Raw genomic sequence first — 26,435 nt, 5'->3', positions numbered from 1 at the left:
TGAAAAACGGGCGCCAGGGGCGCCCGTCGAAATTACCTGCCTCGATGTTCTTCGACAGCGTGAGGCTCGCTGCTCTGCTCGCTTGACCCCGTAGTGTTTTATTCGCTTGTGCGAGCGGATGCGGGCAGCAGGTCGACGGCGTCGTCACGCCCGGCGACCAGCGGGTAAATGATCCCTGCGAGCACCGCGCCGATCAGCGGCGCGACCCAGAACAGCCAGAGCTGGCCGATCGCGTCGCCGCCGACGAACAGCGCCGGGCCGGTCGAGCGCGCCGGGTTCACCGACGTGTTGGTGACCGGAATCGAGATCAGGTGAATCAGCGTCAGGCACAGGCCGATCGCGATCGGCGCGAAGCCGGCCGGCACACCGCGCTTGTCGGTCGCGCCAAGGATCACGAACAGGAAGAAGCCCGTCATCACGACTTCGCAGATGAACGATGCGGCGAGCGAGTAGTGGCCGGGCGAGCGGTCGCCGAAGCCGTTCGTCGCAAAGCCGCTGCCGACGAGGTCGAAACCCGGCTTGCCGGTGGCGATCAGGTACAGCACGAATGCGCCGAGCGTGGCGCCGACGACCTGCGCGACGACGTACGGTGCGAGATCGCGTGCCGGGAAGCGGCCGGCGACCGTCAGGCCGACGCTCACCGCCGGATTCAGGTGGCAACCCGAGATGTGGCCGATTGCGAATGCCATCGTCAGCACGGTCAGGCCGAAGGCGAGTGCGACGCCGGCAAAGCCGATGCCGAGGCCCGGAAAGGCGGCGGCCAGCACGGCGCTTCCGCACCCGCCGAGCACCAGCCAGAACGTGCCGAATACCTCTGCAGCGAGACGCTGAGAAAGATTCATCTAAGGAGACCTCGTTCAAGTCGATTGGAGACCCCGGACGACGCAGCGAATTTATTGCGCCACCGGGAATTGGTCTGGATTATAGGAAATGAATCGGGCCCGGGAGGGTAAACGATTGTTAAATTTGAATGGCTGACGAATGCCTTTTATTAGAATAAGTCCGCATTCTCGATATAGGCGATTCGGTTAAAGATGGCAGCACTTATTTCGAAGGGCAGGGCGGCAGTGCGGATGACGTAAACGGATGTTGGTGTCCCGGCCGGATTCGCCGGGGCCGCATCATCGAAAAGGGGAGTCGAAAAAATGTCTCAATACGCGAAACTCAAGGCGCAGATCGCCGATCTGCAGGCCCAGGCGGACGACGTGCGCCGCCAGGAAGTGGCAGCGGTGATCGCCGATGTCCAGCGAATGATTGCCGAATATGGCCTGACGGCCCAGGACCTGGGCTTCGCGGAGCGGGCACGGCGCGGGCGTCCGCCGAAGAAGGCGCCGCTGCCGCCGAAATACCGCGATCCGAAGTCGGGTGCAACCTGGAGCGGGCGCGGCAAGCCGCCGAATTGGATCGTCGGCAAAAACCGCGATCGTTTCCTGATCGAGTGACCGAAAGCCAAATAGAAAGAGCCGCATCGACGATGCGGCTCTTTTGTTTTGCATGTTTTGCGCGCCGATTTCGGCGCGGATTTTCCGGAATATTTTCCGTGCGGATTTCCGTGTCAGGCGCCCGCGACCCGGCGCAATGCCGGTTGCTTGGTTGCCGCGCAAAGCGATTCGTAAGTTTCGACGTAACGCCGCGCCATTGCCTTCGAGCTGAAACGCGTGTCGAAACGTTCGCGGATCGCGGTGCGCGACAGGCTGTCGATCCGGTGCAGCGCGCCGACCGCGCCCTGCACGTCTTCGACGATGAAGCCGGTCACGCCGTCCTCGATCACTTCCGGCACCGAGCCGCGGTTGAACGCGACGACCGGCGTGCCGCAGGCCATCGCCTCGATCATCACCAGGCCGAACGGCTCCGGCCAGTCGATCGGGAACAGCAGCGCCTTCGCGCCGGACAGGAACGCGGGCTTTTGCGCTTCGTTGATCTCGCCGATGAATTCGACATGCGCCTGGTCGAGCAACGGCTCGATCACTTCCTTGAAGTAGTCGGCGTCGGCCTTGTCGACCTTCGCGGCGATCTTCAGCGGCAGTCCGCTTTGCGCGGCGATCCGGATCGCGGTGTCGACACGCTTTTCGGGACAGATCCGACCGAGGAACGCGAGATATTCGGGCTTCACGTCCGGCTGCGGCGTGAGCAGCGTGTCGGGCAGCCCGTGGTACACGGTGCCGGCCCACGCGGCCTGCGGCAGCGGCTTGCGCTGGTTGTTCGAGATCGACACGACCGGCGAATCCGGGAACGCGTCGAACACCGGCTGCAGCTCCGGCAGGTCGAGGCGGCCGTGCAGCGTCGTCACGTACGGCGTGTCGAGGCGCGACATCAGCGGGAACGGCAGGTAGTCGAGGTGGAAATGCAGCACGTCGAATTCGTGCGCGACCCGGGCGACCTGCTCGAGGAGCCGCATATGGGGCGCCATCGAATCGCGGACCGACGGATCGAGTCGCAGCGCGCGCGGCCACGCCGCCTCGAGACGGGCCGACGTGACGGAGTCGCCACTGGCGAACAGCGTCACGTCGTGGCCGAGTTCGACGAGCGCCTCGGTGAGGTAGGACACGACACGCTCGGTACCGCCGTAGAGTTTCGGCGGGACGGCTTCGTAAAGCGGCGCGATCTGGGCAATTCGCATGGGTGTTCTCCTGTGTCGATCCGACGGCGCGACGGCGTCGATGCGGACCCCGTACAAGGTTGCGGAACTTGCCGACGCACGCGGTTCGCGGTACGTGGCCGGGCCCTGGGCGGGGTGCGCGGGGCGCCGGACGGCAAGCTGCGGGGCGGGCCGGCACGGCTCGCGCCGCCGCCCATTGGAGTCCATTATCGATATCGCCCTGCGGGGTTCGAGTGTTTTTTCAAACACTTAAGGCTTGTTACACGATGAAATACGCGAAAACCCCGAGAAAAAGGGCGCGGAATCGTGAATCGAGATAGCCACAACTATTGTTGCGCTATCGTGAAAAAGCACTATAATTTTTACCGATCCGATTGTCGGCAGCCTTGCCGGCAAGCCGTTCCGCCACGCGCGCAGCGGCCATCGGGCTCCTCGCAACCGAATTCGCGTTGCAACCCGTTTTTCCGACCGTCCCTTTCAATTCGCCTTGTCGGAAAAATTCCTACACGGTTTACAGACAAATCCTGCACGGCATACGCCACTTCGCTGATACCGACATAAATCCCGTTTGGCCAAAATTCGCCCTGTAAGACTATAAACGAGCCGACTGAGCGCCCGGTGCGCGCTGATCGAGCAAACGTTTTCATAACATGAATGGCCAAAGCAAAGCTTTTTAACGGGGGAATCATGAGCGCTACCAGCGAAATGCTCAGTGAGATCAAAGAGGTCAACCTGTCGTACCTCCTCCTCGCGCAGCGACTGCTGCGGGAAGACAAGGCGATGGGCATGTTCCGCATGGGCATTTCCCAGGAACTCGCCGACGTGCTCGCCAACCTCACGCTCGCCCAGACCGTGAAGCTGGCCGCGTCGAACCAGATGCTGTGCCGCTTCCGCTTCGATGATCACGCGCTGCTGTCGTCGCTCGCCGACAAGGGCCGCAGCGATGTCGTCGCGCACGCCCACTCGGCCATCCTGATGGCCGGGCAGCAGGTCGAAGGCGTCCGCTGATCCATCCCGCCTTGCGTCTGTCCCGGCGTGCCGCGCCGGCCGGCAGCGTATTGGCCATTCATTCGAACAACGTCAAGCGGACGGTTATCACCATGGCAAGCAAAAGCGTCGTGATCGAGGTGAAGGAAATCACCCTCGCTATCGAACTGATCGAACTGGGCGCCCGGCTGCAGCTGCTGGAGGCGGAGACGAGCCTGTCGCGGGACCGTCTGATCAAGCTGTACAAGGAATTGAAGGGCGTGTCGCCGCCGAAGGGGATGCTGCCGTTCTCGACCGACTGGTTCATGACGTGGCAGCCGAACATCCACTCGTCGCTGTTCTACAACATCTACCGGTTCATGCAGGACCACGGCCGCTGCGAGCCGATCCAGTCGATCGTGAAGGCGTACCGGCTTTATCTGGAGCACGTGAACCTGTCCGGCGACGAGGCCGCGCTGAGCCTCACGCGGGCATGGACGCTGGTGCGTTTCTTCGATTCGGGGATGCTGCAGACGACCCCGTGCACGCGCTGCGGCGGCCACTTCGTCGCGCATGCGCATGATCCGCATCAAGGTTTCGTGTGCGGCCTCTGCCAGCCGCCGTCGCGCGCCGGCAAGACCCGCAAGGCCGCCGCCGCGCGCGCCGAACTGGCTGCCGCCGCGGCCTGAGCGCCGGACCGTGCAGGGCCGGACGGGGCGCGAGCGACGCCCGCGGGCCGCGCGAATCGTCCGCGCACTGCTGGTAAACACCGTCGGGCCGCCGCCGGGCGGCCGCGAAAGTTTTCCTGCCGACTGCCGTAAACCTGTTTAACGGCGGTCTCCCCGCCGGTCTTTCGTGAGGGACAGGCAGTGCTGATTATCGTGGGAACACTCGTGACGCTGTTGTCCGTCTTCGGCGGTTATGCGCTGGCAGGCGGGCATCTGGGCGCCTTGATCCAGCCGGTCGAGATCCTGATGATCGTGGGCGCCGGCGTCGGTGCGTTCATCCTCGGCAACGGCGGCAAGACCATCAAGGCCACGCTGCGCGTGCTGCCGACGCTCTTCAAGGGCTCGAAATACACGAAGGACGTCTATATGGAGCTGATGGCGCTTCTTTACGTGCTGCTCGCGAAGGCACGCAAGGAAGGCACGCTGACGCTCGAGGCCGACATCGACGATCCGCAAAAGAGCCCGATCTTCACGCAATACCCGAAGATTCTCGCCGATCACCACATCGTCGAATTCCTGACCGACTACCTGCGCCTGATGGTGGGCGGCAACATGAACGCGTTCGAGATCGAAAGCCTGATGGACGAGGAGATCGAGACGCACCACGCGGAAGGCGAAGGCCCGGCGCACGCGCTGATGCGCGTCGGCGACGCGATGCCGGCGTTCGGCATCGTCGCGGCCGTGATGGGCGTCGTGCACACGATGGCGTCGGCGGACAAGCCGCCCGCGGTGCTCGGCGCGATGATCGCGCAGGCGCTGGTCGGCACGTTCCTCGGGATCCTGCTGTCGTACGGGCTGATCGGGCCGCTCGCGAGCCTCGCGGAGCAGCGCGTGGCCGAATCGACCAAGATGTTCCAGTGCATCAAGGTGACGATCCTCGCGACGCTGAACGGCTATGCGCCGGCGATCGCGGTCGAGTTCGGCCGCAAGGTGCTGTTCTCGACCGAGCGGCCGTCGTTCTCCGAGCTCGAAGAACATGTCCGCCGCGTGAAGGCGAAGTGACGCGGAGCAACCGATGAGCAAGAGCAAGGATCGCGCAATCGTCGTCAAGCGGGTGGCCCCGGCGAAGAAGGGCCACCACGGCGGCGCATGGAAGCTCGCGTACGCGGACTTCATGACCGCGATGATGGCGTTCTTCCTGCTGATGTGGCTGCTGAGTTCGGTCACGCCGGTGCAGCTGAAGGGGATCGCCGAGTACTTCAACATGCCGCTGAAGGCCGCGATTCTCGGCAGCGGCGACCGCAGCTCGCAGGACGCGAGCATCATCAACGGCGGCGGCCGCGACCTGTCGAGCGTCGACGCGGGCACGCTGCGCCGCACCGACGGCACGACGTCGCTCGCCGAGCGCGTCGCGAAGGCGGGCGACCAGAATTCCCGGTCGCAGGCGCAGGGCGCGCAGGACCGGCTCGAGCAGACGCGCCTGCACGACCTGCAGATCAAGCTGATGGCCGCGATCGAGGCGAATCCGACGCTGCGCCAGTTCAAGCAGCAGATCCGCATCGATTCGACGCTGATGGGGCTGCGCATCGAGATCGTCGATACGCAGAAGCGGCCGATGTTCGCGATGTCGAGCGACCACGTCGAGCCGTACATGCGCGACATCCTGCGCGAGATCGGCAAGACGCTGAACGACGTGCCGAACCGGATCATCGTCCAGGGCCACACCGACGCCGTGCCGTACGCGGGCGGCGAGGGCGGCTACAGCAACTGGGAGCTGTCGGCCGATCGCGCGAACGCGTCGCGCCGCGAGCTGATCTCCGGTGGCATGGACGAGGCGAAAGTGCTGCGCGTGCTGGGCCTCGCGTCGACGCAGAACCTGAACAAGGCCGATCCGCTCGATCCGGAAAACCGCCGGATCAGCGTGATCGTGCTGAATCGCAAATCCGAAGAAGCGCTGATGCGCGACGACGCGACGACGACGACGCTGTCCGCCGACGCGGCCGGTTCGAAGCTGCTCGCGCAGCAGCTCGGCGGCCCGACCCCGGCGGTGCGTCCGGTCGTGGCGAGCGCCGTCGCCGTGGCGCCGAAACCCTGACGTTTCCGAGACAGACATGATCCGAACCATTCTCGCCATCGACGACTCCGCGACCATGCGTGCGCTGCTGCAGGCCACGCTTGCACAGGCCGGCTACGACGTGACGGTGGCGCCGGACGGCGAAGCCGGCTTCGACATGGCGGCGACGGCGCCGTACGACCTGGTCCTGACCGACCAGAACATGCCGCGCAAGAGCGGGCTCGAGGTGATCGCCGCGCTGCGCAAGCTGACCGCGTACGCGGACACGCCGATCCTCGTCCTGACGACCGAAGGCAGCGATGCGTTCAAGGACGCCGCACGCGACGCGGGCGCGACCGGCTGGATCGAAAAACCGATCGACCCGGGCGTGCTGGTCGAGCTGGTCGCGACGCTGTCCGAGCCGGCTGCCTCCTGACATGAACGCGATGAATTCAACCGGTGACCGGGCATGACTCTCGACATCACTCAGTTCTACCAGACCTTTTTCGACGAAGCGGACGAGCTGCTCGCGCAGATGGAGCAGCTGCTGCTGAATCTCGACGTCGATTCGCCCGATCCCGAGGATCTGGCGGCGATCTTCCGCGCCGCGCATTCGATCAAGGGCGGCGCGGCGACGTTCGGCTTTTCCGCGCTGACCGATACGACGCACATCCTCGAATCGCTGCTCGACCGCGCCCGCAACCATGAGCTGACGCTGACCAAGGACATGGTCGACGCGTTCCTGGAAACCAAGGACGTGTTGTCCGACCAGCTCGTCGACTATCGTGCGAGCGCCGAACCGGACGCGGCCGCCGCCGCAACGATCTGCGCGAAGCTCGAACGGCTGAAGGCGGAAAGCGGTGCGCCTGCTGCCGCAGCCGAGCCTGCGCCGGCCGCGCCTACGCCGGCCGCGCTGGTTGCCGCCGCTGTGGCGCCGGCCGCCGAGCCCGCCGTCGGCGACGACCGTGCGCCCGACCATGTGGTCGAGCAGGCCGTCGCGGCCGCGCATCCGGCGGCTGACGCCGACGCCGGCGGCCCGCACCTGAAGATCACGCTGGTCGGCGTCGACGCGAAGGACCAGGCGCTGCTCACCGAAGAACTCGGCAACCTCGGCCGGATCGTCGGTCGCGAGGCAGCGGGCGCCGACCTGTCGCTGTGGGTCGAATCGGACGTGCCGTCCGACGATATCGTCGCGGTGTGCTGTTTCGTGATCGACGAAAGCCAGATCCGCGTCGCGCACGGCACGGCGCCGGCCGCGCAGGCGGCACCGGCCGTCGCGCAGGACGTCGCCGTGGTTGCCGAACCGGCTGAACCGGCCGCCGCCGCGCAGCCCGCGCGCGTCGAGGTGTTCACGCCGCAGGCAGCCGCACCGCAGCCGGCTGCTCCGGCACCGGCCCCGGCCCCGGCCGAGCCGCCTGCGGCCGCAGCGCAGCCGCAGCCGCAACAACACGCTCAACCGCAACCCGCCGAACCCGCGGCGCCGGCCGCCGCGCACCACGACGACAAGCGCGCCCGCCCGGCCGCCGCGGCCGCGGCCGGTGCCGAAGGCAGCTCGATCCGCGTCGGCGTCGAGAAGGTCGACCAGCTGATCAACCTCGTCGGCGAACTGGTGATCACGCAGGCAATGCTGGCCGAAACGGCGACCGCGTTCGATCCGGCGCTGCACGACCGCCTGTTCAACGGGATGGCGCAGCTCGAGCGCAACGCGCGCGACCTGCAGGAAGCGGTGATGTCGATCCGCATGATGCCGATGGACTACGTGTTCAGCCGCTTCCCGCGGCTCGTGCGCGACCTCGCCGGCAAGCTTGGCAAGCAGGTCGAACTGGTCACGTTCGGCCAGGCGACCGAACTCGACAAGAGCCTGATCGAACGGATCATCGATCCGCTCACGCACCTGGTGCGCAACAGCCTCGACCACGGGATCGAAACCGTCGACCGGCGCGTCGCCGCCGGCAAGGACGCGGTCGGCCAGCTCGTGCTGTCGGCCGCGCATCACGGCGGCAACATCGTGATCGAGGTGAGCGACGACGGCGCGGGCCTGAACCGCGAGCGGATCCTCGCGAAGGCCGCGAAACAGGGCATGCAGATCTCCGAGAACATCAGCGACGACGAAGTGTGGCAGCTGATCTTCGCGCCGGGCTTCTCGACCGCCGAGACGGTGACCGACGTGTCGGGCCGCGGCGTCGGGATGGACGTCGTGAAGCGCAACATCCAGTCGATGGGCGGCCACGTCGAGATCACGTCGCTGGCCGGCCGCGGCACGACCACGCGGATCGTGCTGCCGCTCACGCTCGCGATCCTCGACGGGATGTCGGTCAAGGTCGGCAGCGAGATCTTCATCCTGCCGCTGAACTTCGTGATGGAGTCGCTGCAGCCGTCGAACGACGACATCTACACGGTCGGCAACGGCGAGCGCGTGGTGCGCGTGCGTGGCGAATACCTGCCGCTGGTCGCGCTGCACGAGGTGTTCTCGGTCGAGGACGCGCGCACCGACCCGACGCAGGGGATCGTCACGATCATGGAAACCGAGGGGCGCCGCTTCGCGATGCTGATCGACGAGCTGGTCGGCCAGCAGCAGGTGGTCGTGAAGAACCTCGAAACCAACTACCGCAAGGTGCACGGCATCTCGGCGGCGACCATCCTCGGCGACGGCAGCGTCGCACTGATCGTCGACGTCGCGGCGCTGAACCGCGAAACCCGTGCGATGCACGGCGCCCGAGCCGGCGCCGAGCTCGCCGTCTTCTGACTCTCGCCATTCAACCGATTGGGGGCAAACGTGTCTGCTGAAGTCCAAATGATCAATACGGCCGCGGCGAACGCGGCGGCGACCAGCCGCCGCGACGCCGAACACGGCGATGCGACGGGCCAGGAATTCCTCGTGTTCACGCTCGGCGACGAGGAATACGGGATCGACATCCTGAAGGTGCAGGAAATCCGCGGCTACGACAGCGTCACGCGCATCGCGAACGCGCCCGAGTTCATCAAGGGTGTGATCAACCTGCGCGGGATCATCGTGCCGATCGTCGACATGCGGATCAAGTTCCACCTCGGCCGCGTCGAGTACGACCACCAGACCGTCGTGATCATCCTGAACGTGTCGAACCGCGTGGTCGGGATGGTGGTCGACGGCGTGTCGGACGTGCTGACGCTGCAGACCGACCAGATCATGCCGGCGCCGGAATTCGGCGCGACGCTGACGACCGAGTACCTGACCGGCCTCGGCACGGTCGACGGCCGGATGCTGATCCTGATGGACATCGAGAAGCTGATGTCGAGTCGTGAAATGGCGCTGATCGAGACGCTCGGCGGGTAAGCGCGCCGCGCGCGCAGTAATTTCGGGAGAATCTGCAATGTTGCATAACTGGTCGATCCGCACGACGCTCACGGCGGTCGGACTCATCCTCGTGTGCCTGACCGCCGCGGTCGGCGGGCTCGGCCTCTATGCGCTGAATCAGGCGAGCCGTTCGCTCGACGAGATCGCGCACGTCGACCTGCCGGCGATCCACACGCTCGACGACACGGCCGCGCAGCTGCTGCGCTCGCGCGTGGCGCTCGATCGCTTCCGTACGCTGACCGAAGCCGGCAATGCGGCCGACGCGGCGAAGGTGCTCGACCGCGCGCAGGAGCTGTATGCGAAGTCGAACCAGAACTGGCAGGCGTTCCAGTCGACGCCGAAGCTCGGCGTCGAGCAGGCGCTGCTCGACGAGCTCACCGCACGGTACACGACGATCGTGAAGGAAGGCGTCGAGCCGGAATTTGCCGCGGCGCGCGCGGGCGACATGGCCGGGTACCACGCGATTGCCGACACGAAGATCAGCCCGATGTTCGTCGCGTTCGACCAGACGGCGTCGGCCGTGATCGCCGCGCTGCAGAAGCGCGCGGAAGAACGTCAGGCCGCGACGCAGTCGCAGATCTCGATGATGGTCGCGCTGATCGCGGCCGGCATCGCGATCGCGTTCGTCGTCGTGATCGCGATCCGCTTCGTGCTGCGCGGGCTGATCGTCAAGCCGATCGAGGACGCGATCACGCACTTCGAGCGCATCGCCGGCGGCGATCTCACGCAGCCGGTGAGCGTGTTCAGCACCAACGAGATCGGCCGCCTGTTCGGCGGCATCAAGCGGATGCAGGACGCCGTCACGACGATGGTGCAGGCCGTGCATCGCGGCACCGAGTCGATCGACGTCGGCGCGCGCGAGATCGCGACCGGCAACATCGACCTGTCGCAGCGCACCGAGGAGCAGGCCGCGTCGCTGCAGGAAACCGCGTCGAGCATGGAGCAGCTGACGGGCACCGTGCGGCAGAACGCGGAGAACGCGCGGCAGGCGAGCCAGCTCGCGGTGAACGCGTCGGACATCGCGACGCAGGGCGGCGACGTGGTCGGCCAGGTCGTGTCGACGATGCAGGACATCGCGGCGAGCTCGGGCAAGGTCGTCGACATCATCGGCACGATCGAAGGCATCGCGTTCCAGACCAACATCCTCGCGCTGAACGCGGCCGTCGAAGCGGCGCGCGCCGGCGAGCAGGGCCGCGGCTTCGCGGTGGTCGCGGGCGAGGTGCGCTCGCTCGCGCAGCGCAGCGCGAGCGCCGCGAAGGAAATCAAGCAGTTGATCGGCGATTCGGCCGAAAAGGTCGACAGCGGCTCGGCGCTCGTCGCGCGCGCCGGCTCGACGATGGACGAGATCGTGCAGGCCGTGCGCCGCGTGACCGACATCATGGGCGAGATCAGCGCGGCGTCCGACGAGCAGTCGACCGGCATCGAGCAGGTCAACCGCGCGGTCGGCCAGATGGACGCGGTCACGCAGCAGAACGCGGCGCTCGTCGAGCAGGCGGCCGCCGCGGCCGCGTCGCTCGAGGAGCAGACGCGCCAGATGAAGGCGATCGTGTCGGGCTGGCGCGTCGCGGGCGGCATCGCGCTCGCGCCGGCGCGCAGCGTCGCGCGGCCGGTCGCGCATGAACCGGCGGCGCTGCCGTCGGCGTCGCGCCACGATGCGCCGGTCGCCGCGCTGCCGGCGCCGCAGGCTGCGGCGCAACCGGCGGCACGGCGCGCCGCGCCGGCATCGCGCGCGGCTGCCGCGGGTTCCTCAGTTGCGGCCCCCGAACCGAAGCGTGCGGCCGATGCCGCCGCGCGTACGCAGAAGGAGGCACCGGCTTCCCGTGGCGGCACCGCTGCAGGCGGCTACGGCCCGCGTCTCGCGAAAACGGCCGCACCGGCGGACAAGCCGGCCGCGAAGCCCGCGCTCGTGCGTCCGGCGCTGAACGGCGAGAAGCCGGCGCTGGCGGCCGCCGGCGCGTCCGACGACGACTGGGAGACCTTCTAAACCATGTCGCACGCGCGCGCGCCGTTTCGACCCGATGCACCGGATGCCTCGCCTCGCGCGGGCGAGCCGGGGCGCGACTTCGCGTTCACCGGCGCGGATTTCGCGCGCATCCGCGCGCTGATCCACCAACGCGCGGGCATCTCGCTGTCCGAGCACAAGCGCGACATGGCCTACAGCCGTCTCGCGCGACGGCTGCGGGCGCGCGGCCTCGACACGTTCCGCGACTATCTCGACCTGCTCGAGCAGGAAGACGATCCGCTCGAGTGGGAAGCGTTCATCAACGCGCTGACGACCAACCTGACCGCGTTTTTCCGCGAGTCGCACCATTTCCCGATCCTGTCGGAGTTCGTGAAATCGCGGCCGGCGCCGGTATCGGTCTGGTGCTCGGCGGCGTCGACCGGCGAGGAGCCGTACTCGATCGCGATCACGCTGATCGAGGCGCTCGGCGAAACGGCTGCGCGCAGCGCGTCGATCCTCGCGACCGATCTCGACACGCAGGTGCTCGCGAAGGCGGAAGCCGGCATCTACACGTACGACCAGGTCAAGCACCTGTCGCCGGAGCGGCTGAAGCGCTTCTTCCTGAAGGGCACGGGCGCGCAGGCCGGCCGCGTGAAGGTGCGCCCCGAGCTGCGCGCGATGATCCGTTTCGAGCAACTGAACCTGACCGATGCGGACTACGGGATCGCGAAGCCGTTCGACGCGATCTTCTGCCGCAACGTGATGATCTATTTCGACAAGCCGACGCAAGGGCAGGTGCTGTCGCGTTTCGAGCCGCTCGTGAAGCCGGGCGGGCTGCTGTTCGCCGGCCATTCGGAGAACTTCACGTATGTGTCGCAGGCGTTCCGGCTGCGCGGGCAGACGGTGTACGAACTGACGCGCGACGCCGCGCAGGGCGCGCGGCCGCGCGGCGCGCCGGCGAGTGCGGCGGCGAGTGCGGCGGCCGCGATGCCGTCGCCCGTGCGTGCGCGGGCCGCGGGCGGCGCGCCCGCCTATGGAGAGCGCGGATGAGCGCACTGCCGATCGCGACCAATCGCTACTTCGACAACCACTTCGAGCGCCCCGGCGTGAAGCTGTTGCCGAACGAGTTCTACACGACGTCCGAGGACATGGTGCTGATGACCGTGCTCGGCTCGTGCGTCGCCGCGTGCCTGCACGACCCGTACGCGGGCATCGGCGGGATGAACCACTTCATGCTGCCGGACGACGGCGCCGATCCGGGCGCGGCCGCGTCGGAATCGATGCGCTACGGCGCGTATGCGATGGAAGTGCTGATCAACGAGCTGATCAAGGCCGGCGGGCGCCGCGAGCGCTTCGAGGCGAAGGTGTTCGGCGGCGCGGCCGTGCTGGCCGGGATGACGACGATCAACATCGGCGATCGCAACGCGGATTTCGTGCGCCGCTATCTCGCGCTCGAGCGCATCCGCATCACCGCGGAAGACCTGCAGGGCGTGCATCCGCGCAAGGTCGCGTTCATGCCGCACAGCGGGCGCGCGATGGTGAAGAAGCTGCGGCTGCAGGTGCCGGGCGTGACCGAGCGCGAAGCCGCGCTCGCGCGCGAGGCCGATCGCGCCCGCGCCGCGCGCACGCGCGCGCACGTCGAGCTGTTCGCCGCGAAGCGGCCTGCCGCGCCGCAACCGGCGCGTCCGCGCATCGAGCTGTTCGGCGCGCGCGGCGCCGCGCCAGCCGGCAGCAGCGGCGCGGCCGGTGCCGGCGGCGTGCGGACGGCGACCCTATCAAGAAAGCAGGAGGCATGACCGCAGTGCAGAAGATCAAAGTGTTGTGCGTCGACGATTCGGCGCTGATCCGCAGCCTGATGACCGAGATCATCAACAGCCAGCCCGACATGACGGTGTGCGCGACCGCGCCCGATCCGCTCGTCGCGCGCGATCTCATCAAGCAGCACAACCCCGACGTGCTCACGCTCGACGTCGAAATGCCGCGCATGGACGGGCTCGACTTCCTCGAGAAGCTGATGCGCCTGCGGCCGATGCCGGTCGTGATGGTGTCGTCGCTGACCGAGCGCGGCTCGGAAATCACGCTGCGCGCGCTCGAACTTGGCGCGGTGGATTTCGTCACGAAGCCGCGCGTCGGGATTCGCGACGGGATGCTCGACTACGCGGAAAAGCTCGCCGACAAGATCCGCGCGGCGTCGCGCGCGCGCGTGCGCCAGGCGCCGCAGCCGCAGGCCGCCGCCCGCACGGCGGACAGCGCCGCGGCCGCGCCGATGATCAACAACCCGCTCGTCAGTACCGAGAAGCTGATCATCATCGGCGCGTCGACGGGCGGCACCGAGGCGATCCGCGAAGTGCTGACGCCGCTGCCGCCGGATGCGCCGGCCGTGCTGATCGCGCAGCACATGCCGCCCGGCTTCACGAAGTCGTTCGCGCAGCGGCTGAACGGCCTGTGCCGGATCGCGGTGAAGGAAGCCGAGCACGGCGAACGCGTGCTGCCGGGCCATGCGTACATCGCGCCGGGCCACGCGCACCTGTTGCTCGCGAGAAGCGGCGCGAACTATATTGCGCAACTGTCGGACGAGCCGCCGGTGAACCGGCACCGCCCGTCGGTCGACGTGCTGTTCCGCTCGGCGGCGACGCACGCGGGCAAGAACGCGATCGGCGTGATCCTCACCGGGATGGGGCGCGACGGCGCGGCCGGCCTGCTGGAAATGAAACGCGCGGGCGCCCACACGTTCGCGCAGGACGAAGCGAGCTGCATCGTGTTCGGGATGCCGCGCGAGGCGATCGCGCTCGGCGGCGCGGACGAGATCGCGCCGCTCGCCGAGATGAGCCGCCGCGTGATGGCGCGCCTGGCGACGATGGGCGACCGCGTGCAGCGCGTGTGAATGGAATGTCACGGGGCGCGTGCCACGATACGCGTCCCGACGGAAACGAATCTGGAAAGGAACGACGATGGACAAGAGCATGAAAATCCTGGTGGTGGACGATTTCCCGACGATGCGCCGGATCGTCCGCAACCTGCTCAAGGAACTGGGCTATTCGAACGTCGACGAGGCCGAGGACGGCCTGGCCGGCCTCGCGCGGCTGCGCGGCGGCGGCTTCGACTTCGTGATCTCGGACTGGAACATGCCGAACCTCGACGGCCTCGCGATGCTGAAGGAAATCCGCGCGGACGCGACGCTCACGCACCTGCCGGTGCTGATGGTCACGGCCGAGTCGAAGAAGGAGAACATCATCGCGGCCGCGCAGGCCGGGGCGAGCGGCTACGTCGTGAAACCGTTCACGGCCGCGACGCTCGACGAGAAGCTGAACAAGATCATCGACAAGATGGCGAAGACCGGGAGCTGACGTGAACGAGCCGATCCATGCGGCGCTCGCCGGCGCGGGGTTCAGCGCCGACAGCCATCCAGAAGGCGCCGACTTCCCGAGCGACCGCATTCTCGCGCGCATCGGCCACGTCACGCGCACGCTGCGCGATTCGATGCGCGAGCTCGGGCTCGACAAGCATGTCGAGCGCGCGGCGGAAGCCGTGCCCGATGCGCGCGACCGGCTGCGCTACGTCGCGACGATGACCGAGCAGGCCGCGGAGCGCGTGCTGAATGCGATCGAGGTCGCGAAGCCGATGCAGGAGCGCATCCAGAACGAGGCCGAGGCGCTCGACGCGCGCTGGGCGCAGTGGTATGCCGCGCCGATCGAGCACGCGGAGGTGCGCGAGTTGATGGACGATACGCGCGCGTTCCTGCGCACGCTGCCCGAGTCGACGTCGGCGACCCGCGCGCAACTGCTCGAGATCATGCTCGCGCAGGATTTCCAGGATCTGACCGGGCAGGTGATCAAGAAGATCATGGACATGGTCTACCTGATCGAGCAGCAGCTTCTCACCGTGCTCGTCGAGAACATCGCGCCGGAGCGGCGCGAGCAGTTCGCGGCCACCGCGGCCGCGCTCGCGGCCGAGCAGATGAGCGCGACCGGCAGCCCCGAATCGCTGCTGAACGGCCCGCAGATCGCGCCGGAAGGCAAATCCGACGTCGTTCAGGACCAGGGGCAGGTCGACGACCTGCTCGCGAGCCTCGGCTTCTGATCCTGTCGCAGCGCATCCGCGCGCCCCGTTGCCGTGCGCCCCGTTCCGCGGGGCTGCCCGGTGCGCGCATTCCCTTCCCCACGCCGTTTTCCCGTGCGCGCCGCCCCTCTGCGGCGCGGCGTGATCCTGCGTCGAATTGACACTTCGCCACACTCCGCAGGCATACTACGCATCAGCTGCAACGTAGCGTCATTCGTAAGATTCATAAGTGGGCAGGCGGCGCGGGCCGATGGCGGCGCCGTCGACAACGAAGCCAGTCCCGTGGGGGGGAACGTGAAGCTGAAACGCTTGGGCTGGACCGTCGCGCATGCGACGGCTGCAATGGGTGTGCTGTGGGCCGTCCACGCACACGCGGAACTGGGCGGCGCGCCGATGTCGCCGCCGGCGGACGATCAGGCCGCCACCGTGCGCGCGCTGCAGCGCGCAATGCGCTCGGCGGACGGCGTGCAGACGAGCACGGCCGCCTATACCGTCCGCGAGATCACGCTCGGATCGGGCACCGTCATCCACGAATACACGTCGGCCGCCGGCAGCGTGTTCGGCCTCGCCTGGCGCGGGCCGACCATGCCGGATCTCGCGTCGCTGCTCGGCAGCTATTTCCCGCAGTACACCGCCGGCGTCCAGGCGGCGCACCAGGCGCGCGGCTGGCGTGCGCCGGTGGCCGTCGAGACGAGCGGTCTCGTGATCCGGACGGGCGGCCACATGGGCGCCTTCTCCGGCCAGGCATGGCTGCCGTCGGCGCTGCCTGCCGGCGTGGCCGGCACCGATATCCAGTGACAGCGGGAGAGCGATCTTGAGCATTCCTCGTACATTCAAGCGCTGGCTCGGCGTGCTGGGCCTCCTGGCCGCAACGGCCGTGCTCGTGACGGCATGCGGCGGCGGCGATGGCGGCGGCAGTTCGGGCAACAACGGCAACACGGGCGGCAACGGCTCGGGCGGGTCCGACGGCAACAGCGGCAACACGGCCGTCATCACGGTCGGCGCGGGCGCCGCGAACGTGATCAACATCCCGACCATCAGCGTGAAGGTCTGCGTGCCGGGCACGTCGAACTGTCAGATCGTCAACAACGTGCTCGTCGATACCGCGTCCTACGGGCTGCGGCTCGTCGGCAGCGCGGTGGCCGGCGTGCGCGACAGCCTGCCGCAGGTGACGAGCGGCGGCGCGCCGGTCGCCGAATGCGGCAAGTTCGTGTCGAGCTATACGTGGGGGTCGGTGCGCACCGTCGACCTGTCGATCGGCGCCGAGCAGGCGAGCTCGCTGCCCGTGCAGATCATCGGCGACCTCGGCACGACGAACGTGCCGAGCTCGTGCACGAACGGCGGCGCGTCGGCCAACTCGACCGGCGCGCTCGGCGCGAACGGGATCCTCGGCATCGGGCCGGCGCCGTACGACTGCGGCACGACCTGCGCGACGTCGACGTCGACGAACAACAACTACTACGCGTGCCCGAACGGCGACAACGCGAGCTGCACGGTCGCGCTCGTGCCGCTCGCGCAGCAGGTGGCCAACCCGGTGCATCGGTTCGCGAACAACGACGGCGTCAGCGTGCAGATGCCTGACATCTCGCCCAATGGGCAGGCGAGTGCGACCGGCACGCTGACGTTCGGCCTGCCGAACCTGAGCGGCAAGACGGTGATGACATCGACCACGACGGGCGACGTCAGCGCGACGTTCCAGGGGCGCAACGTGACCGCGTTCTTCGATACGGGCTCGAACGCGTATTTCTTCAACGATTCGACGTCGACTTCGACGCCGTGCTCGCGGAATACGGAGTTCTACTGCCCGGCGACCACGACTACCTACTCGGCCACGCTGAGCGGCCAGAACGGCGCGTCGGGCACCGTGTCGATGCCGGTCGCGAACGCGGATTCGCTGTTCTCGAACCCGTCGACGTTCGCGTTCAACGACATCGGGGGCCCGTTCGGCTCGTCCAACTGGCTCGATATCGGCATGCCGCACTTCTACGGCAAGACGATCTACTTCGGGATGGACAAGACCGCGAGCGGCGGCGCGCAGCCGTTCGTCGCGTTCTGACGCGGCACGGCCGGACGCAGGAACGAAGGGGGCGAGCGATCGCCCCCTTTTTTTTATTCCGGCGCGCCGTGCTGGGGCTACGGACCGGCACGCCGCCAGGCGCCGGCATAGCGCCTACGATGTAAGACCGGCACCGGTGCCGGCACGACATCGAGGAGACAGCGCCATGAATTCGCGTATCCAGCGCATCACGCCGTTCCTGTGGTTCGACCGCGACGCCGAGGCGGCGGCCGGTTTCTACGTATCGGTGTTCGACAACGCGCGCATCGTGCACGTCGCGCGCTACGGCAAGGCCGGCGCGCACGCGTCCGGCAACGCCGAGGGCGCGGTGATGACCGTGGCGTTCGAGCTCGACGGGCAGGCGTTCGTCGCACTGAACGGCGGCCCCGTGTTCCAGATGACGCCGGCCGTGTCGTTCGTCGTCAACTGCCACGACCAGGACGAGATCGACCATTACTGGGCGCGCCTGTCCGAAGGCGGCGACGCGCGCGCGCAGCAATGCGGCTGGCTGCGCGACCGCTTCGGCGTGTCGTGGCAGGTCGTGCCCGTGCAGATGGCCGAACTGATGGCGGGCGACCCGGCCCGCGCCGAGCGCGTGATGGCGCAGGTGATGACGATGAAGAAGCTCGATCTCGGCGCGCTGCAGCGGGCGGCGGCCGGCTAGGTCGCTTCGGTCGGTCAGGCCGTTCAGGCCGGGGCCGGCTGTCTCGTACCGCCGTCGTATGGGGCGTTTCGGGCCGGACGGGCAAAACGCGAAGCGGAACGCGACTGGCGCGACCGCGTATTGCCGGCCGGCCGGTTAATCGAATGCCGGATACTCGCATCGATTATCGAGTGCATGCAGTTTCATTCGGTTGTAATCGAATGCTGGATTATCCGGGATTGCCGTTTCTGTCGGGGGAGCAGGATTATTAAAATGACGCCGCATGCAAGCCCGGTAGGCCGAAACGCGCTGTTGCAGCCGTTCCTGCGTGATATTGGCGTGCGATGCGGTCGTATGCACGTATTGCCCGACCTGCGAAAAGAGATGGAATCCGCCGACATTCAAACCTATAATGCCGGCGTTGTTTCCGGGGTGCCAATATAAAACAGGAGGGTAATAAAATGAATTTTTCCGAAGCCGTTCGTACCGCACTGAATAAATACGCGACATTCGAAGGCCGTGCGCGTCGTGCCGAATACTGGTATTTCGCGCTGCTGAGCTGCGTGCTGTCGGTCGTCGGCCAGATCATCGGCGCGGCGGGCCGCGATGCGGGCCTGATCACGCTGCTGCTGCTCGGCGTGATCTTCCTGGTGTCGCTCGCGCTGATCATTCCGGGCATCGCGGTCAGCGTGCGCCGCCTGCACGATACGGGCCGCTCGGGCTGGTTCCTGCTGCTCGCGCTGATTCCGATCGTCGGCAGCATCCTGCTGCTCGTGTGGATGTGCTCGCGCGGCACTGAAGGCCCGAACCGTTTCGGCGCGGACCCGATCCCGGCGGTCTGACCGACGCCTGCCCCGACGCACGACGCCGTGGCGTCGGGGCCCGATTTCCCCGCCTTTCCCCCTCGTCTTTCCCGCCGTCGCTTCATCGTTCCCCCGTCTTTCCCCCGCGTTTTTTCCGCCCGTCGTTTCACCGTTCCCCCGCATTACACCGCTGCCGTCCCGCTTGCAGCCGCCGCTTCCCCCATGCGCCTGTCGCCCCGTTTTTTCCGCCGCGCCGCGCGTCATTCCGCCCCCGATCCAGCCGTGTTCGCGGCGGCTCGCCCGATTCCCCGAAATACCCCCCTTTCCCGGCTTTGCTCGACCGATCGGCGTTTGACGCCTCCATGAATAATCGGTGTCACTGGAAAGCGGCATTCCGCCGTACCCGACTGGAGGCCCCGTGGCAGACGAGAGCGATCTCGACAAGACCGAAGCCGCCACTCCCAGGCGCCGCGAGAAGGCGCGCGAGGAGGGGCAGGTCGCGCGTTCGCGCGAACTGGCTTCGTTCGCACTGCTCGCGGCGGGGTTCTACGGCGCATGGCTGCTCGCGGGCCCGTCGGGCGCGCATCTGCAGGCGATGCTGCGCGGCGCGTTCGCGTTCGATCGCGCGACCGCGTTCGACACCAACCGGATGCTGTCGGCGGCCGGCAGCGCGAGCCTCGAAGGCTTCGCCGCGCTGCTGCCGCTTCTCGCGCTCACCGGCGTCGCCGCGCTGCTCGCGCCGATGGCGCTCGGCGGCTGGCTGATTTCGCAAAAGACGTTCGAGCTGAAGTTCGACCGCCTGAACCCGATTTCGGGCCTCGGCCGGATCTTCTCGATCCAGGGGCCGATCCAGCTCGGGATGTCGGTCGCGAAGACGCTGGTGGTCGGCGGGATCGGCGGCATCGCGATCTGGCGCAGCAAGGACGAACTGCTCGGCCTCGCGACGCAGCCGCTCGGCGCCGCGCTGCCCGATGCGCTGCATCTGGTCGCCGTGTGCTGCGGCACGACGGTCGCCGGGATGCTGGTGGTCGCCGGGCTCGATGTGCCTTACCAAATCTGGCAGTACAACAAGAAGTTGCGCATGACGAAGGAAGAAGTGAAGCGCGAGCATCGCGAGAACGAAGGCGATCCGCACGTGAAGGGGCGGATTCGTCAGCAGCAGCGCGCGATCGCGCGCCGCCGGATGATGGCGGCCGTGCCGAAGGCCGACGTGGTCGTCACGAACCCGACGCACTTCGCGGTCGCGCTGCAATACACGGACGGCGAGATGCGCGCGCCGAAGGTCGTCGCGAAGGGCGTGAACCTCGTCGCCGCGCGCATCCGCGACCTCGCGGCCGAACACAACGTGCCGCTGCTCGAAGCGCCGCCGCTCGCGCGGGCGCTGTATCACAACGTCGAAATCGAGCGCGAGATTCCCGGTTCGCTGTACTCGGCGGTCGCCGAAGTGCTCGCGTGGGTCTACCAGCTCAAGCGCTTCCGTTCGGAAGGCGGCGCGTTCCCGGCGGTGCCGGTCGATCTCGAGGTGCCGGTCGAACTCGACAAGGGCGCGTCGGTGTCCGCCGACGACGAACGTGAAGAAGCCGAAGACACGCTCGGCAAGCAAGGGAACGCAGCATGAGCACCCCGACCACCGGCCTGTTCGCGAAGCGCGGGAACCCGTTCGCAGGCACGAACCTGCGCGCGCTCGCGGGCCCGATCCTCATCTGCATGATCCTGGGGATGATGATCCTGCCGCTGCCGCCGATGCTGCTGGATCTGCTGTTCACGTTCAACATCGCGCTGTCCGTGATGGTGCTGCTCGTCAGCATGTACACGATGAAGCCGCTCGACTTCGCGGCGTTCCCGAGTGTGCTGCTGTTCTCGACGCTGTTGCGCCTGTCGCTGAACGTCGCGTCGACCCGCGTCGTGCTGCTCGAAGGCCATACCGGGCCGGACGCGGCCGGCCAGGTGATCGAGGCGTTCGGCCACTTCCTCGTCGGCGGCAACTTCGCGGTCGGCATCGTCGTGTTCGTGATCCTGATGATCATCAACTTCATGGTGATCACGAAGGGCGCGGGGCGGATCGCCGAAGTGTCCGCGCGCTTCACGCTCGACGCGATGCCCGGCAAGCAGATGGCGATCGACGCCGACCTGAACGCCGGCCTCATCAACGAGGAGCAGGCGCGCAAGCGCCGCCTCGCCGTCTCGCAGGAAGCCGAGTTCTACGGGTCGATGGACGGCGCGTCGAAGTTCGTGCGCGGCGACGCGATCGCCGGCCTGATCATCATGGCGATCAACGTGATCGGCGGGCTGATCGTCGGGATGGTCCAGCACGACATGAGCTTCGCGGCGGCCGGCACCAACTACACGCTGCTGACGATCGGCGACGGCCTCGTCGCGCAGATCCCGTCGCTCGTGATCTCGACCGCGGCCGGCGTGATCGTGTCGCGCGTCGCGACCGACGAGGACATCGGCACGCAGATCACCGGCCAGCTGTTCACGAACCCGCGCGTGCTGAACATCACCGGCGCGATCATCGTGCTGATGGGGCTGATCCCGGGCATGCCGCACTTCGCGTTCCTCGCGCTCGGCGGCGGCGCGATCTGGCTGGCGCGCACCCAGACCAAGCGCGCGGCGGCCCGCAAGGCGGCCGGCGACGTGACCGACATCGCCCCGCCCGCCGTGCTGCCGGCCGACAGCCACGAAGCAACCTGGGACGACGTGCAGCTGATCGACCCGCTCGGCCTCGAAGTCGGCTACCGGCTGATCCCGCTCGTCGACAAGAACAGCGACGGCGAGCTGCTCAAGCGCATCAAGAGCATCCGCAAGAAATTCGCGCAGGAAATCGGCTTCCTGCCGCCGGTGATCCATATCCGCGACAACCTCGAACTGCGGCCGAACGCGTACCGGATCGCGCTGAAGGGCGTCGAGATCGGCGTCGGCGAAGTGTTCCCGGGCCAGTGGCTCGCGATCAACCCGGGCCAGGTGACGGCCGCGCTGCCGGGCGCCGTCACGCAGGATCCGGCGTTCGGGCTGCCGGCTGTGTGGATCGACGTCGCGCTGCGCGAGCAGGCGCAGGTGTACGGCTACACGGTGGTCGACGCGAGCACGGTCGTCGCGACGCACCTGAACCATCTCGTCGTCCAGCACGCGGCCGAGCTGCTCGGCCGCCAGGAAGTGCAGGCGCTCGTCGAGCGCACCGGCAAGGACGCGCCGTCGCTCGTCGAGGACCTCGTGCCGAAGACGATCTCGCTCACCACGCTGCAGAAGGTGCTGCAGAACCTGCTCGAGGAAGGCGTGCCGATCCGCGACATGCGCACGATCCTCGAGGCCGTGTCCGAGCATGCGGGCCGCGGCGACGCGTTCGAGATCACGGCCGCGGTGCGGCTCTCGCTCGGCCGCGCGATCACGCAGCAGTGGTATCCGGGCGCCGGCGAGATGCAGGTGATGGGCCTCGACGCGAATCTGGAGCGCGTGCTGTCGCAGGCGCTCGCCACCGGCGCGAACCCGGGCCTCGAGCCCGGCCTCGCGCACAACCTTCTGACCGGCACGCAACAAGCGATGCTGCGTCAACAGAATCTCGGGCTGCCGCCCGTGCTGCTCGTGCAGCACGCGCTGCGCGCGATGCTCGCGCGTTTCCTGCGCCGCAGCCTGCCGCAATTGAAAGTGCTGTCGTATGCCGAAGTGCCGGACACACGCACGATCAAAGTCGTTAACGTCATCGGGGGTTCCGCTTGAACATTCGCAAATTCACCGGCGCAACGAGCCGCGACGCACTTCGTCTCGTGCGCGAGGCGCTCGGCGCCGACGCGGTCGTGCTGTCGAACCGCACGCTCGATGACGGCAGTGTCGAAATCGTTGCACTCGCCGATTCGGATCTCGCCGCGGTGGCGCCGCCGGCCGCGCGTCCGCGCCTCGCGACGTCGCGCCTGCCGGAATCCGTGCCGGCCGCTGCCATGCCGGGCATCGTGTCGCGCCCGGGCATTGCGCCACGCCCGGCCGCCAATCCGTATGCGGCGGGTGCGAGTGGGCTGCCGGACGTGTTCTCGTCCGTGTTCGGCGCGAGTGCCGACGCGCAAGAGGCTGACGTGCATGCTTCGTCGATCGATGATGCAGACGAGCCGGCTGCGACAGCGCCGTCGATCGCCGCGCCGGCCGCCGGAGCGCCGGCCGCAGGATGGCCTGCCCCCACTTCCGAACCCGCGCCGTGGCTGGTCGAGCACGCGAAGCGCCTGACGCAGCAGCGCGACGCGCTGATGGCCCGTGCGCAGGCGCCTGCCGAGCCGCAGGCGAGTGCGCCGCAAGCCGCGGCCAGTGCGACGTCGCCCGACTGGGCGCGCGACATCGTGCGCGACGCCGAACGCCGGATGCCGGCCTCCGGGTCGCCGGCCGCCGGATCGCTGGCCACCGGATCGCCGGCCGCCGCGAAGCGCGCCCCCGACATGGGCGCCGCGTACGCCGCCAAGGCGACGGAGCGCACGCGCCTGTCCACCGACGCGGCCGCCGTGGTGGCCGATGCGGTGAAGTCGCGCATCGAGCGGATCGTCAACGACACCGTGATGCAGGAACTCGGCGAGCTGCGCGGGATGATGGAAGAGCAGTTCGACAGCCTGATGTGGCACGACCGCCAGCGTCGCAGCGCCGTCCACGGCGCGCTGACGAAGCACCTGTTCGCAGCCGGCTTCTCCGCGCAGCTCGTGCGGATGCTGGTCGACAACCTGCCGTCCGGCGACGGCGCGCAGACCTTCGAGCAGGCCGCCGAATGGGCGCAGTCGGTGCTCGCGTCGAACCTGCCGGTGCTCGACAGCGAGGACGCGCTGATGGAGCGCGGCGGCGTGTTCGCGCTGATGGGGCCGACGGGCGTCGGCAAGACGACCACCACCGCGAAGCTGGCCGCGCGCTGCGTGATGCGCTTCGGTGCGAGCAAGGTCGCGCTGCTGACCACCGACAGCTACCGGATCGGCGGCCACGAGCAACTGCGCATCTTCGGCAAGATCCTCGGCGTGCCGGTTCACGCGGTGAAGGATGCGGGCGACCTCGCGCTCGCGCTGTCCGAGCTGCGCAACAAGCACATCGTGCTGATCGACACGATCGGCATGAGCCAGCGCGACCGCGCGGTGTCCGACCAGATCGCGATGCTGCACGGCGCGAACGCGCCGGTGCAGCGCCTGCTGCTGCTCAATGCGACGAGCCACGGCGACACGCTGAACGAAGTCGTGCAGGCGTACCGCAGCGCGGGCGAACATCCTGACCTGGCCGGGCCTGACCTGGCCGGCTGCATCCTCACGAAGCTCGACGAGGCGACCCACCTCGGCGGCGTGCTCGACACGGTGATCCGCTACAAGCTGCCGGTCCATTACGTGTCGACCGGCCAGAAGGTGCCGGAGAACCTGTACGTCGCGTCGACCAAATTCCTGCTGAAGAGCGCGTTCTGTGTGCCGCGCGACGGCTCGCCCTTCGTGCCGCAAGACGAGGACATGCCGACGCTGCTTTCCGCACTGACCGCACGTTCCACCGCCGAGCTGCACGAGGTGCGATTTGGATAAACGGATCATCGATCAGGCCGAAGGGCTGCGGCGCCTGCTGGCCGGGCGCGCGTCGCGCATCGTCGCGGTGACGGGCGGGCCGGCGGGCGTCGGCTGCACGGCGACCGTGGTGAACCTCGCGGCGGCGCTCGCGTCGCTCGGCAAGGACGTGCTCGTCGTCGACGAACGCGCCGACGTGCATTCGGCAAGCGCGACGCTCGCCGGCGCGTGGCTGCGCGACGGCGAACGCACGCGGGTGGCGGCCGGCTTCGGCCTGTGCGGCGCCGCGCGGCTCGCGCGCGCCGGCTACAGCGACGCGCAACTGAGCGACTTCATCGACGGCCCGGCCGATATCGTGCTCGTCGACGCGCAGCTCGGCGCCGACGGCTCGTTCTCGGCGCTCGCGCGCGAAGCCCACGACGTGCTGGTCGTTACGCGGGTCGCCGCGCAGGCGATCACCGAGGCGTATGCGTGCATGAAGCGGCTGCATTTCGCGCACGCGTTCGCGCAGTTCCGCGTGCTGACCAATCAGGTCGGCAGCCACGCGGATGCGAAGACGGCCTTCGACAACCTCGCGGGCGTCGCGAGCCGCTACCTGACCGTGTCGATCGCCGACGCGGGCTGCGTGAGCGCCGATCCGCTCGTCGAGCACGCCCGCGAACTGATGCATGCGGTGGTCGACGCGTTCCCGTCGTCGGCCGCCGCGCGCGACTACCGGCAGATTGCCGCCGACCTGTTGTACTGGCCGATGCGCCCGCGTCCGGGTGCGGGCCGCGCGGTCCACGCCGGCGGCAAGCCGTCGTATGAGGCGGGCGCGGCACACGCCGCGTGAGCGCCACCCGAAGGAGGGAGCCATGATGTACAACGCTCAAGGAAAGATGTCCCAGGCCGACGTGCTCGCGCAATACGCGCCGCTCGTGCGCCGCCTCGGGCTGCAGCTCGTCGCGAAGATGCCGGCGAGCGTCGATCTCGACGACCTGATCCAGGCCGGCATGATCGGCCTGATGGACGCCGCCGGCCGCTACAAGGAAGACCAGGGCGCGCAGTTCGAGACCTACGCGACGCAGCGCATCCGCGGCGCGATGCTCGACGAGCTGCGCAGCAACGACTGGCTGCCGCGCAGCCTGCGCAAGACGTCGCGCGAGGTCGAGCATGCGGTGCACCAGGTCGAGCAGCACCTCGGCCGTTCGGCGAGCGAGACCGAGATCGCCGAGCACCTGAAGATGCCGCTCGACGAATACCAGGGGATGCTGCAGGACCTGCACGGCAGCCAGCTCATCTACTACGAGGATTTCGACCGCGCCGCCGACGACGAGCCGTTCCTCGACCGCTATCGCGTCGATCACGCCGATCCGTTGTCGGCGCTGCTCGACGACCATCTGCGCGAGGCGCTCGTCGAGGCGATCGAGCGGCTGCCGGAGCGCGAGAAGCTGCTGATGTCGCTGTACTACGAACGGGGTCTGAATCTGCGCGAGATCGGCGCGGTGCTCGAGGTGAGCGAATCGCGCGTGTGCCAGCTGCACAGCCAGGCCGTCGCGCGCTTGCGCGCGCGGCTGCGCGAACAGGCGTGGGTGGGCGCCGAGTCCTGACCCTTTGCCGACGGCCGCGCGCCCGTGCCGCGGTTGTTCGGTGCTTGCGCATTTCGCGCGCCGATTTGCTACAATCCCCTCCGTTTTCCGAGGAGCGTTGCGACGGACCATCTGCGTCCGCCAGGCTCGGAAAGCTTCACCAAGCAGCCGTGCGGCGATTTTTTCGCGCCGGCCCCGCTTCCTGAACGGCGCTCACGTCACCAATCTAGAAACTTTTTA

The 26,435-nt window shown here is 67.9% G+C and carries 26 protein-coding genes and 1 riboswitch; of the genes, 24 read left to right on the top strand and 2 right to left on the bottom strand.

From position 1 onward, the window contains the following. Positions 1 to 98: 98 nt before the first annotated feature. Positions 99 to 842: an aquaporin Z gene (gene aqpZ, locus HWW87_RS29960; RefSeq protein WP_174389168.1), complete on the bottom strand. Its 744-nt coding sequence runs from the start codon at positions 840 to 842 to the stop codon at positions 99 to 101. Positions 843 to 1,145: 303 nt separating this feature from the next. On the opposite strand from aqpZ, the gene HWW87_RS29955 reads away from it, so the two are divergent. Beyond that, the gene (locus HWW87_RS29955; protein ID WP_006489320.1) at positions 1,146 to 1,442 is read left to right on the top strand and encodes an H-NS histone family protein; all 297 of its coding nucleotides are present in this window, start codon (positions 1,146 to 1,148) and stop codon (positions 1,440 to 1,442) included. A 113-nt stretch (positions 1,443 to 1,555) separates the two neighbouring features. Here HWW87_RS29955 and HWW87_RS29950 read toward each other — a convergent pair whose 3' ends face one another. After that, entirely contained in the window at positions 1,556 to 2,620 is a 1,065-nt protein-coding gene (locus tag HWW87_RS29950; RefSeq protein WP_174429810.1) for a glycosyltransferase family 4 protein, read from the bottom strand. Between the two features lie 666 nt (positions 2,621 to 3,286). Here HWW87_RS29950 and flhD point away from each other — a divergent pair. The 23 genes from flhD to HWW87_RS29835 all read left to right on the top strand — a co-directional run bounded on the left by flhD (position 3,287) and on the right by HWW87_RS29835 (position 26,216). After that, on the top strand, positions 3,287 to 3,607 hold the full coding sequence (gene flhD / locus HWW87_RS29945; RefSeq protein WP_011350590.1) for a flagellar transcriptional regulator FlhD: 321 nt from the start codon (positions 3,287 to 3,289) through the stop codon (positions 3,605 to 3,607). Between the two features lie 92 nt (positions 3,608 to 3,699). Further along, entirely contained in the window at positions 3,700 to 4,254 is a 555-nt protein-coding gene (gene flhC / locus HWW87_RS29940) for a flagellar transcriptional regulator FlhC (RefSeq protein WP_057930165.1), read from the top strand. A gap of 180 nt (positions 4,255 to 4,434) precedes the next feature. Continuing rightward, positions 4,435 to 5,295 (top strand): flagellar motor stator protein MotA, encoded by an 861-nt coding sequence (gene motA / locus HWW87_RS29935; protein ID WP_034209583.1) that lies wholly within the window; start codon positions 4,435 to 4,437, stop codon positions 5,293 to 5,295. A gap of 13 nt (positions 5,296 to 5,308) precedes the next feature. Then, on the top strand, positions 5,309 to 6,328 hold the full coding sequence (motB, locus tag HWW87_RS29930; protein ID WP_175823329.1) for a flagellar motor protein MotB: 1,020 nt from the start codon (positions 5,309 to 5,311) through the stop codon (positions 6,326 to 6,328). 16 nt (positions 6,329 to 6,344) lie between these two features. Further along, entirely contained in the window at positions 6,345 to 6,722 is a 378-nt protein-coding gene (locus tag HWW87_RS29925) for a response regulator (RefSeq protein ID WP_006477352.1), read from the top strand. Between the two features lie 33 nt (positions 6,723 to 6,755). Beyond that, positions 6,756 to 9,032 (top strand): chemotaxis protein CheA, encoded by a 2,277-nt coding sequence (gene cheA / locus HWW87_RS29920; RefSeq protein ID WP_175823328.1) that lies wholly within the window; start codon positions 6,756 to 6,758, stop codon positions 9,030 to 9,032. Between the two features lie 48 nt (positions 9,033 to 9,080). Next, entirely contained in the window at positions 9,081 to 9,599 is a 519-nt protein-coding gene (gene cheW, locus HWW87_RS29915; RefSeq protein ID WP_050016005.1) for a chemotaxis protein CheW, read from the top strand. 37 nt (positions 9,600 to 9,636) lie between these two features. Further along, positions 9,637 to 11,604 carry a methyl-accepting chemotaxis protein gene (locus HWW87_RS29910; RefSeq protein ID WP_175823327.1) on the top strand — a complete coding sequence of 656 codons (1,968 nt, stop codon included), beginning with the start codon at positions 9,637 to 9,639 and terminating at the stop codon, positions 11,602 to 11,604. Between the two features lie 3 nt (positions 11,605 to 11,607). Further along, positions 11,608 to 12,612, top strand: coding sequence for a CheR family methyltransferase (locus tag HWW87_RS29905; protein ID WP_175823326.1), 1,005 nt, complete (start codon positions 11,608 to 11,610; stop codon positions 12,610 to 12,612). Next, positions 12,609 to 13,358 (top strand): chemoreceptor glutamine deamidase CheD, encoded by a 750-nt coding sequence (cheD, locus tag HWW87_RS29900; protein ID WP_175823325.1) that lies wholly within the window; start codon positions 12,609 to 12,611, stop codon positions 13,356 to 13,358. Before HWW87_RS29905 ends, cheD begins: the two co-directional genes overlap by 4 nt. After that, entirely contained in the window at positions 13,355 to 14,446 is a 1,092-nt protein-coding gene (locus HWW87_RS29895; RefSeq protein ID WP_175823324.1) for a chemotaxis response regulator protein-glutamate methylesterase, read from the top strand. The genes cheD and HWW87_RS29895 overlap by 4 nt, the downstream gene beginning before the upstream one ends. Positions 14,447 to 14,513: 67 nt before the next feature. Beyond that, positions 14,514 to 14,909, top strand: a complete 396-nt coding sequence (cheY, locus tag HWW87_RS29890; protein ID WP_174389852.1) for a chemotaxis response regulator CheY — start codon at positions 14,514 to 14,516, stop codon at positions 14,907 to 14,909. A 1-nt stretch (position 14,910) separates the two neighbouring features. Beyond that, entirely contained in the window at positions 14,911 to 15,642 is a 732-nt protein-coding gene (gene cheZ, locus HWW87_RS29885) for a protein phosphatase CheZ (protein WP_175823323.1), read from the top strand. 273 nt (positions 15,643 to 15,915) lie between these two features. Continuing rightward, entirely contained in the window at positions 15,916 to 16,419 is a 504-nt protein-coding gene (locus tag HWW87_RS29880) for a DUF2844 domain-containing protein (RefSeq protein WP_174432401.1), read from the top strand. Between the two features lie 16 nt (positions 16,420 to 16,435). After that, positions 16,436 to 17,677 (top strand): DUF3443 family protein, encoded by a 1,242-nt coding sequence (locus HWW87_RS29875; RefSeq protein ID WP_175823322.1) that lies wholly within the window; start codon positions 16,436 to 16,438, stop codon positions 17,675 to 17,677. A 166-nt stretch (positions 17,678 to 17,843) separates the two neighbouring features. Continuing rightward, positions 17,844 to 18,341, top strand: coding sequence for a VOC family protein (locus tag HWW87_RS29870; protein ID WP_175823321.1), 498 nt, complete (start codon positions 17,844 to 17,846; stop codon positions 18,339 to 18,341). A gap of 252 nt (positions 18,342 to 18,593) precedes the next feature. After that, positions 18,594 to 18,764: a hypothetical protein gene (locus tag HWW87_RS29865; RefSeq protein ID WP_174432404.1), complete on the top strand. Its 171-nt coding sequence runs from the start codon at positions 18,594 to 18,596 to the stop codon at positions 18,762 to 18,764. A gap of 17 nt (positions 18,765 to 18,781) precedes the next feature. Beyond that, a complete protein-coding gene (locus tag HWW87_RS29860; protein WP_175823320.1) occupies positions 18,782 to 19,162 on the top strand; it encodes a DUF805 domain-containing protein in 381 nt (126 codons plus the stop codon). A 379-nt stretch (positions 19,163 to 19,541) separates the two neighbouring features. Continuing rightward, positions 19,542 to 20,741 carry a flagellar biosynthesis protein FlhB gene (flhB, locus tag HWW87_RS29855; RefSeq protein ID WP_175823319.1) on the top strand — a complete coding sequence of 400 codons (1,200 nt, stop codon included), beginning with the start codon at positions 19,542 to 19,544 and terminating at the stop codon, positions 20,739 to 20,741. After that, complete coding sequence (gene flhA / locus HWW87_RS29850) at positions 20,738 to 22,840, top strand: flagellar biosynthesis protein FlhA (protein ID WP_175823318.1); 2,103 nt, start codon at positions 20,738 to 20,740, stop codon at positions 22,838 to 22,840. Before flhB ends, flhA begins: the two co-directional genes overlap by 4 nt. Beyond that, entirely contained in the window at positions 22,837 to 24,648 is a 1,812-nt protein-coding gene (gene flhF, locus HWW87_RS29845; RefSeq protein ID WP_175823317.1) for a flagellar biosynthesis protein FlhF, read from the top strand. The genes flhA and flhF overlap by 4 nt, the downstream gene beginning before the upstream one ends. Further along, a complete protein-coding gene (locus HWW87_RS29840; RefSeq protein WP_175823316.1) occupies positions 24,641 to 25,459 on the top strand; it encodes a MinD/ParA family protein in 819 nt (272 codons plus the stop codon). Before flhF ends, HWW87_RS29840 begins: the two co-directional genes overlap by 8 nt. Positions 25,460 to 25,481: 22 nt before the next feature. Beyond that, positions 25,482 to 26,216: an RNA polymerase sigma factor FliA gene (locus HWW87_RS29835; RefSeq protein WP_174432409.1), complete on the top strand. Its 735-nt coding sequence runs from the start codon at positions 25,482 to 25,484 to the stop codon at positions 26,214 to 26,216. An 83-nt stretch (positions 26,217 to 26,299) separates the two neighbouring features. After that, positions 26,300 to 26,417: riboswitch (S-adenosyl-L-homocysteine riboswitch) on the top strand. Positions 26,418 to 26,435: the final 18 nt, after the last annotated feature.

This window comes from Burkholderia sp. BCC0419 (genome assembly GCF_902830285.1).
GTDB lineage: Bacteria > Pseudomonadota > Gammaproteobacteria > Burkholderiales > Burkholderiaceae > Burkholderia.
The sequence above is the reverse complement of the archived record's forward strand: the minus strand, read 5'-3'. Positions and strand labels throughout refer to the sequence as shown.

Excerpts from the sequence above, each read along its gene's own strand:
- HWW87_RS29870 (WP_175823321.1), top strand. The coding sequence starts at position 17,844 with ATGAATTCGCGTATCCAGCGCATCACGCCGTTCCTGTGGTTCGACCGC.
- HWW87_RS29860 (WP_175823320.1), top strand. The coding sequence starts at position 18,782 with ATGAATTTTTCCGAAGCCGTTCGTACCGCACTGAATAAATACGCGACA.
- flhA (WP_175823318.1), top strand. The coding sequence starts at position 20,738 with ATGAGCACCCCGACCACCGGCCTGTTCGCGAAGCGCGGGAACCCGTTC.
- HWW87_RS29835 (WP_174432409.1), top strand. The coding sequence starts at position 25,482 with ATGATGTACAACGCTCAAGGAAAGATGTCCCAGGCCGACGTGCTCGCG.
- HWW87_RS29910 (WP_175823327.1), top strand. The coding sequence starts at position 9,637 with ATGTTGCATAACTGGTCGATCCGCACGACGCTCACGGCGGTCGGACTC.
- HWW87_RS29950 (WP_174429810.1), bottom strand. The coding sequence starts at position 2,620 with ATGCGAATTGCCCAGATCGCGCCGCTTTACGAAGCCGTCCCGCCGAAA.
- cheW (WP_050016005.1), top strand. The coding sequence starts at position 9,081 with ATGATCAATACGGCCGCGGCGAACGCGGCGGCGACCAGCCGCCGCGAC.
- aqpZ (WP_174389168.1), bottom strand. The coding sequence starts at position 842 with ATGAATCTTTCTCAGCGTCTCGCTGCAGAGGTATTCGGCACGTTCTGG.
- cheY (WP_174389852.1), top strand. The coding sequence starts at position 14,514 with ATGGACAAGAGCATGAAAATCCTGGTGGTGGACGATTTCCCGACGATG.
- HWW87_RS29905 (WP_175823326.1), top strand. The coding sequence starts at position 11,608 with ATGTCGCACGCGCGCGCGCCGTTTCGACCCGATGCACCGGATGCCTCG.
- cheA (WP_175823328.1), top strand. The coding sequence starts at position 6,756 with ATGACTCTCGACATCACTCAGTTCTACCAGACCTTTTTCGACGAAGCG.
- HWW87_RS29955 (WP_006489320.1), top strand. The coding sequence starts at position 1,146 with ATGTCTCAATACGCGAAACTCAAGGCGCAGATCGCCGATCTGCAGGCC.
- cheD (WP_175823325.1), top strand. The coding sequence starts at position 12,609 with ATGAGCGCACTGCCGATCGCGACCAATCGCTACTTCGACAACCACTTC.
- HWW87_RS29895 (WP_175823324.1), top strand. The coding sequence starts at position 13,355 with ATGACCGCAGTGCAGAAGATCAAAGTGTTGTGCGTCGACGATTCGGCG.
- HWW87_RS29925 (WP_006477352.1), top strand. The coding sequence starts at position 6,345 with ATGATCCGAACCATTCTCGCCATCGACGACTCCGCGACCATGCGTGCG.
- flhC (WP_057930165.1), top strand. The coding sequence starts at position 3,700 with ATGGCAAGCAAAAGCGTCGTGATCGAGGTGAAGGAAATCACCCTCGCT.
- flhD (WP_011350590.1), top strand. The coding sequence starts at position 3,287 with ATGAGCGCTACCAGCGAAATGCTCAGTGAGATCAAAGAGGTCAACCTG.
- motB (WP_175823329.1), top strand. The coding sequence starts at position 5,309 with ATGAGCAAGAGCAAGGATCGCGCAATCGTCGTCAAGCGGGTGGCCCCG.
- HWW87_RS29865 (WP_174432404.1), top strand. The coding sequence starts at position 18,594 with ATGACGCCGCATGCAAGCCCGGTAGGCCGAAACGCGCTGTTGCAGCCG.